Origin of the sequence: Xenorhabdus sp. TS4, from assembly GCF_014467265.1 — a bacterium.
Lineage (GTDB): Bacteria > Pseudomonadota > Gammaproteobacteria > Enterobacterales > Enterobacteriaceae > Xenorhabdus > Xenorhabdus ehlersii.
This window is the reverse complement of the sequence record NZ_NKHQ01000047.1, coordinates 1-6,000: the sequence shown is the minus strand read 5'-3', so window position 1 is coordinate 6,000 and position 6,000 is coordinate 1. Positions and strand designations below refer to the sequence as shown.

9 protein-coding genes and 2 pseudogenes are annotated in these 6,000 nt (G+C 45.2%); 4 read left to right on the top strand and 7 right to left on the bottom strand.

Annotation, left to right across the window (positions count from 1 at the left end; translation table 11 throughout):
• The 4 genes and pseudogenes from Xets_RS12890 to Xets_RS12875 form a co-directional block, all read right to left on the bottom strand.
• Positions 1-114: pseudogene (locus tag Xets_RS12890) on the bottom strand (IS5/IS1182 family transposase); the annotation flags it as partial.
• Between the two features lie 37 nt (positions 115-151).
• Positions 152-490: a DUF2931 family protein gene (locus Xets_RS12885; RefSeq protein ID WP_244208667.1), complete on the bottom strand. Its 339-nt coding sequence runs from the start codon at positions 488-490 to the stop codon at positions 152-154.
• Positions 491-818: 328 nt separating this feature from the next.
• Complete coding sequence (locus Xets_RS12880; RefSeq protein ID WP_244208668.1) at positions 819-1,526, bottom strand: DUF2931 family protein; 708 nt, start codon at positions 1,524-1,526, stop codon at positions 819-821.
• Entirely contained in the window at positions 1,523-2,002 is a 480-nt protein-coding gene (locus Xets_RS12875; RefSeq protein WP_187651807.1) for a hypothetical protein, read from the bottom strand. The genes Xets_RS12880 and Xets_RS12875 overlap by 4 nt, the downstream gene beginning before the upstream one ends.
• A 146-nt stretch (positions 2,003-2,148) precedes the next feature.
• On the opposite strand from Xets_RS12875, the gene Xets_RS12870 reads away from it, so the two are divergent.
• Both Xets_RS12870 and Xets_RS12865 read left to right on the top strand, forming a co-directional pair.
• On the top strand, positions 2,149-2,481 hold the full coding sequence (locus Xets_RS12870; protein ID WP_255430629.1) for a DUF2345 domain-containing protein: 333 nt from the start codon (positions 2,149-2,151) through the stop codon (positions 2,479-2,481).
• On the top strand, positions 2,478-2,918 hold the full coding sequence (locus Xets_RS12865; protein ID WP_255430628.1) for a DUF4123 domain-containing protein: 441 nt from the start codon (positions 2,478-2,480) through the stop codon (positions 2,916-2,918). Before Xets_RS12870 ends, Xets_RS12865 begins: the two co-directional genes overlap by 4 nt.
• Here Xets_RS12865 and Xets_RS12860 read toward each other — a convergent pair.
• Entirely contained in the window at positions 2,822-3,121 is a 300-nt protein-coding gene (locus Xets_RS12860; protein ID WP_187651806.1) for a type VI secretion system baseplate subunit TssF, read from the bottom strand. The two genes, Xets_RS12865 and Xets_RS12860, sit on opposite strands and share 97 nt — an antisense overlap.
• A 100-nt stretch (positions 3,122-3,221) precedes the next feature.
• Positions 3,222-3,509: a hypothetical protein gene (locus Xets_RS12855; RefSeq protein ID WP_187651805.1), complete on the bottom strand. Its 288-nt coding sequence runs from the start codon at positions 3,507-3,509 to the stop codon at positions 3,222-3,224.
• Between the two features lie 673 nt (positions 3,510-4,182).
• On the opposite strand from Xets_RS12855, the gene Xets_RS12850 reads away from it, so the two are divergent.
• Together Xets_RS12850 and Xets_RS12845 are read left to right on the top strand one after the other, a co-directional pair.
• A complete protein-coding gene (locus tag Xets_RS12850) occupies positions 4,183-5,052 on the top strand; it encodes an integrase domain-containing protein (RefSeq protein ID WP_187651804.1) in 870 nt (289 codons plus the stop codon).
• A gap of 258 nt (positions 5,053-5,310) precedes the next feature.
• Positions 5,311-5,583, top strand: a complete 273-nt coding sequence (locus Xets_RS12845; RefSeq protein ID WP_187651803.1) for a helix-turn-helix transcriptional regulator — start codon at positions 5,311-5,313, stop codon at positions 5,581-5,583.
• Between the two features lie 267 nt (positions 5,584-5,850).
• Here the strand turns inward: Xets_RS12845 and Xets_RS12840 are convergent.
• Positions 5,851-6,000: pseudogene (locus Xets_RS12840) on the bottom strand (contractile injection system protein, VgrG/Pvc8 family); the annotation flags it as partial.

Here is a 6,000-nt window from a genome sequence, read left to right as displayed (position 1 = left end):
CCGATTATCTTCAGCTACACGCCCCCAAGCGCCTTGACGTCCTGGCAAATGAGGTTCAAGTAGGCTCCAGACGCGATCTGAAATATCGTGGCGGCGGTGTGCAGGTGTACTCATGGTTAATCAACTCTTATGATGGAATGATGGGGCATTATTATTGCACGAAATTTCTCATGACGACACCATCTAGCCCCCCTCCTAATTTTTTACTCCATGAATTCACACTTCTAAAATCTGAATTTGCTCCATCAGGCATAAATTTTTGCACAATATAATTATCTTCATCCAAAAATTGAACAAAACTAATACTGGCGGGGAAATATTTTGGAGTAATAAATTGGAATCTCCATTTTTCATAAGGCAATGGCTCACTGTGGCGTACAATAGGCTTGTAATTTACTATCCGTTTGCCGGATAGATAAGACTGGCAGGCCGTTAATCCCACTATCACACTTAGACCCAATAACAGGACAAATAGTTTTTTGTTTCTCAATTTGAAATTTCCTTACCAGTAATATCAAAAATGGTTCGGTGCCATTATTCACAAGGGTGGTTCACAAAACTGACTAACTCTACCTTCCTTATGTTTTATTTATCCATCAATATGCTCGTTAAGGGCAACTTTTTGATTCTCAGTCAGAAAATACTCAAGGGTTAACTTGTCCAGTTTACCGTTTTCGTCTCTCGCCTGTTTCAACCATGCGACAAGTCTGTGCTGAAATTGTCATTCCGGCTGATTATCAATATTGGCTCCTATCAACATCAGAAATCATAAATAAATTAATTGGCTTCTGATATTGGGATGACTTCAAGGTAATTGTTTACCACTCCCCGTAGGGGTATTTCTTCCCTTTGATAAAGTTCTTGATATATTCGGGATAATCATCTCCATAACCACTGGAATGCTTTGTTTTTCCCTGACAAATCGTCATATTTTCGCCGAAAACTGACTCACCGGTGGCAATTAATATATTGTCACCGTTATTTTTATCATAACCCCGTAGCCAAGCCCGGGCAGTTCCACCGGGAGCTAGCCCAGCAATTATTCTATTCCGATAAAATATATGCCCCTGAACTGCCCGAGAATTATAAGGCTCACGCATTAGTTGCCAGACTTCGGGGGTAAATTTAAAGGTTGTCTGATAAGATTTTTTATCAATCACTGAATCCCAACAGACGGTCAATGAACGTGGTAGTGCTTCCCCATAATTTCTGATCCCACTACTTGTTGTGCCTAATTTTTTATTCCAACTCACTAAGCTACGGAAATTTTGATTAGCACCATCCGGCATAAATTTTTGCACAATATAATTATCTTCATCCTGAAACTGAGCAAAGCTAATGCTAATGGGAAAATATTCAGGTGTATAAAACTCAAACCACCATTTCTCATAAGGCAACGGTTCGCTGTGGCGCACAATAGGCTTATAAGTAACCATCCGTTTTCCCAATGGATAAGACTGGCAGGCAGTTAATCCCACCATCACACCTAGCCCCAATAACAGGACAAATAGTTTTTTGTTTCTCATTTTGAAATTTCCTTACCAGTAATATCAAAAATGGCTCGGTGCCATTGTTCACAAGGGCGGTTCACAAAACTGACTAACTCTACCGCATTCACACCACCTTGAATCTGTTCATCTCTTATTACCACACTATTCCAGTGTGATGAGCAATGGACGTATTTAGTCTGGATCAAGGCTAACTCTTCTGCGTTAAAAGGAATTAATGACTGGCCTTGTCGAACAGCACGCCCTTGATTGATTGCTTTTTCTGCCAATGCAGTAAGCTCTGAGGGTAGTTTATAATCGTCATCTTTATCGCTGGGTTTACTAAAAATCACACCAGACTCTTGTGCGGCATCCTGCATGACCAGCATGACTACTTTAGACCAATCATTGGTGATTTCCCGATACAACACTGTCGCCGATGCTACTTGTTTTTGAAAACGTTCCAGCTCGTTACGCGGATAAAACTGGTTATTTTGCCACGTTTCTACTTTCACCTCGTTGTTGTGCAATAACGGGGCAATAGCCGGATATCCGCGCCGATGACCATCATCAGGTCGCCGGTTCGCGCAAAATCACCACCGAAGGGGATGTTTCGCACCGGATTGCCGGCAGCCAGCATACCCAGACTGGCGATGCCACCGTGATTGACAGCGGGCAGGAAATCCACCTGAAAAGCGGCGGTAAAGTGGTGCTGGAAGCCGCTGCAGAAATCACGCTGAAAGTGGGCGGCAGTTTTCTCAAAGTCACACCGGGCGGCATTCTTTGCTCGCCAATTAATGTCGGGCAGGGTTCCGGCGGCAGTGGGCGCGGGGTTTCACTGCAATTACCGAAAGGTGTGGAGCCACTGGCACAAGTGGGACAACTCCCGATGGCGGAAGCGCTCCCGACCATTGAATTTCCGGCTAAACCCCCCTGCGCCATTCTCGCGCAGCAAGAAGAAAACTGGGTTATCACCGGAGCAGAGGAAGCATGATGGAATCGACTAATTGGAAAAGCTGGTTATCACAGCAGGACAGCGGCGAGTGTTATTTTCTAGTCAACAGTCTGGCGAAGCCAAATCCCGTCCAGCTTTTTTACCTCAACGACTGGACAGAGCAGGCATTTCCGCTCTACAGCGGTACACCGATGAATGCCATGCTGGAACAAAGCCCGTGGCTGATCCAACCCAAAGCCAAGTGCCTGCCTGAACTGGCTTTGCTGCTGGATAAGCATGAATTCAGCGATGCCAGTTGGGGCTGGGGCTATCGCAGCACCTTACCGTGGTCGTTCCAGCTACAACACTGGCGTTTGCATCAACAGGTGTTGCTGCGTGGTCAGGTTGTGGTGTTGCGTTTGATGGATAATTGTACTATCGTCGTCGGTGGAATAGGAGACAGGGCTAACGGCCAGATACGGGAGAGAATGCCGTGAACAATTTCGGGAAAATTATCTTCCAGCTTGTCCCGCAGATTGGCAATCAAAAACGCAAAGGCTTCGAAAACACGGGCAATATCAGGGTCATGAGAGGAAACCAGAAATTCAGCCAGATGCGGCGACTCTTTCGCGATGTGCTCAGCCAGCTCTCTCAGGTAAGCGTGCTCTTTTAGATAAAGCGATTCTTTGTTGTTTTTCATTGAATTTAACTTGTGTTTTATCAATTAGGCTTCAGTATCATGCTGAATTTCAGCGAGATAAAATGCATAGCTGAACAGAAAAGCACATTTATTCTACACATTAATCAATCAAATTAATTAACGAATTAAATCCAGTTTTTGGCTGGTGTTGGCAGAATATAGGGGGATCATCGGAATATGCACGGTAATTCAGGCAAAAATCAGGCTGGCAGGAATCCTTAATAGTTTGACTCTCGCCTGTCTGACCGTTAATATCTTTCTCGACAAAAATGATCCCTCGCCTGTCAGGATCGCCTTCGGGTGGCGAATGAAAACTCCCGTAGCCTGCAAGGGAGAGCAAGCATTGCGGTACATCTGCCCACCTTTGGAAGCAGATATTGTCAGACATAAACCCCTTGTCTGGTAATGAAGGTTTCTTAAACTAAAAATACGCCCAAAAGGTGTTGTTATCTTGTCGCCGAAGGGTGTTGAACGTGGGTTCATACACTGACTTTTCAAATCAACATAAATCCTGTTTATCTTCAATGAACAACAGGGTGGCTTTTACGCATCCGTTCATACTTTTATCTATCCCTGTCTGAATTATTCAACAGACAATTTTTCTACCGCTAAACCATTAACGCATGACTACCATTTGACATTGAATCTGGCGGCGTTTTGCTGTACCCGTTGGTATTTCAACGCTTGCATAGCCTTTGCTAATTGTTCGAAAACTCAAGGCGTCACTTTTTGCGGGTTACCGCTGAAAGTGACGCCGCAGCCAAAGCACACCACAACCCTGACAGGCTCACGCCTGCTTCACCACTCAGTGAATCTGACACTGCATTTTTAGATTGAAAAAGGAGAACTTGACGATATCGAGGCTGGCATTTTGCCGGTGGGGATGACCTGCACGCGCAGGCGGCAGTACCGCGTACTCAACCGATACCCCGCAATACCTCAACCTGCGTTCACTCTGGCGCACAGATATCGATCAAGGGCAAAGCAGGTTTTTCTGTTTTGCCAGAATGGTCGCGCGCCAGAGATTGCATGTTGTCAGGTATAGATCACGGGAGAAGCTGATGAGTCGATTGATTAAGGAATTAAAATTTTTTGCCCGGCAAGGCGGCGGCAGCCATAAAACTTGTCATGATCGCATTCGGATCGCCGGACGTTTGGGCGCGTTGTTGTTAAGTCTAAATATTCAGGTTAAAAGCCTTAATAATTTGAAAGCCAAGCATGTGGAACAGTATGTTGATGCCCGTTTGTCTCAGGGGATTGCCAAACGAACAGTGCAAAATGAAATGGCTGCGCTGCGTAATATCTTTCGCATGGCAGGCCGAGAAAAACTGGAAACCTCGCCGCGTTTAAGCAATCAGGCATTGGGATTAAGTGGAACCAGCCGCGCCGGAACAAAACAAGCGATACCTGATGCCACGTTTCAGGTTGTTTATCAGAAAGCACTAGAACGTGATGCTGGATTTGCCGTCACACTGAAACTCGCCCGATTGCTGGGATTACGTTCTCAGGAAGCTGTGCAATGTAGTGCTTCATTGAAAAGCTGGCGTAAACAGTTAGAGCAATCAGAACCGAAACTGCATGTTGTCTTCGGTACAAAAGGCGGCCGACCAAGACAAACCCGCGTATTGGATGTTGCAGCAGTAAAAGAAGCTATCGGGCAAGCCATTGTTGTTGCAGAACAACGTGGTGGCAGGTTGATTGATAAACCCGACCTCAAACAGGCCATGAACTACTGGCGGGCACATACCACAAAAATCGGTTTAACAGGTTGTCATTCTCCCCACAGTTTGCGCTATGCGTGGGCGCAGGATGCACTGAATTATTACCAACAAAATGGTTTTAGTCGTCAGGAGGCAAGAGCACTGGTTTCAATGGATTTGGGGCACGGTGATGGTCGTGGGCGTTATGTTGAGCGGGTTTATAACCGTTAAACTTAGTGATTCGGTTATTGAGTTAGATAAAACAATCAGTTAAAGTGTCCCCGCCATTAGCAAAATCTAGTGGTCAAGGTTTAGCAGCCTTGAGATCAACCACTGGTAAGGATAGTTTCTTGCCAGTGTGCCTGTTATCGCCTTTTCAATGGTGGTTCAGGCAGGGGAGACTCACGTCTCGCCGGAAGTTGATCCCGGTCTGCTAACCCTGCTTGAATCGCCACCATCAATAATAATTAATGGAAAGGGGTAGCTGGAATGAATAATAACAATGTGCAAAATGACTGGCATCAGGCCGATATCATCGCTGCATTGCGTAAACGGGGTACAACCTTAGCGGCGGTTTCCCGCGAAGCAGGACTCAGTTCATCAACATTAGCAAATGCATTCAGCAGACCGTGGCCGAAAGGCGAATGGATCATCGCAAATTACCTTGGCATCCATCCCTCAGAGATCTGGCCCAGCCGTTATTTCGATTCTTATACTGGTGAATTATTAGAAAGGAAAGCCCGCTCTAAGCCACAGGAATAACCCGCTGTAATTTGTGATCGATGTCGTAAAAATGAACATTTTTTATCTTAAGCCCTGAGCGTAAAATGGCAGCCCAATTTGACCATTTTTAACCCTCACGGCTTTTTTGCTTTAAGATGGTTTAAAAGTGCTCTATTAATGATATAAATAATAAAAATCAGTCGTATAGTAAAATAAAAGTAAGTAAAAAACCCGGGGGCATTAAAAGGGGCACAAAATCAAACATAGATAATATACCCTTTATATTCAATTGATTATATTTTTTTATGATTCCTGATACTGCACGCAGAATTCGCGCTCCGGGTGCGGGTGGCGCAAGTTGAACACCACGTCGCGGATGCTGTGCTCTTTGAGGATTTTGGTGATGATGCCGGTGATATTGAGCTGCTGGAAGATGCGCGAGTTCTGCCGCAGGGT

Excerpts from the sequence above, each read along its gene's own strand:
- Xets_RS12880 (WP_244208668.1), bottom strand. The coding sequence starts at position 1,526 with ATGAGAAACAAAAAACTATTTGTCCTGTTATTGGGGCTAGGTGTGATG.
- Xets_RS12865 (WP_255430628.1), top strand. The coding sequence starts at position 2,478 with ATGATGGAATCGACTAATTGGAAAAGCTGGTTATCACAGCAGGACAGC.
- Xets_RS12860 (WP_187651806.1), bottom strand. The coding sequence starts at position 3,121 with ATGAAAAACAACAAAGAATCGCTTTATCTAAAAGAGCACGCTTACCTG.
- Xets_RS12855 (WP_187651805.1), bottom strand. The coding sequence starts at position 3,509 with ATGTCTGACAATATCTGCTTCCAAAGGTGGGCAGATGTACCGCAATGC.
- Xets_RS12850 (WP_187651804.1), top strand. The coding sequence starts at position 4,183 with ATGAGTCGATTGATTAAGGAATTAAAATTTTTTGCCCGGCAAGGCGGC.
- Xets_RS12845 (WP_187651803.1), top strand. The coding sequence starts at position 5,311 with ATGAATAATAACAATGTGCAAAATGACTGGCATCAGGCCGATATCATC.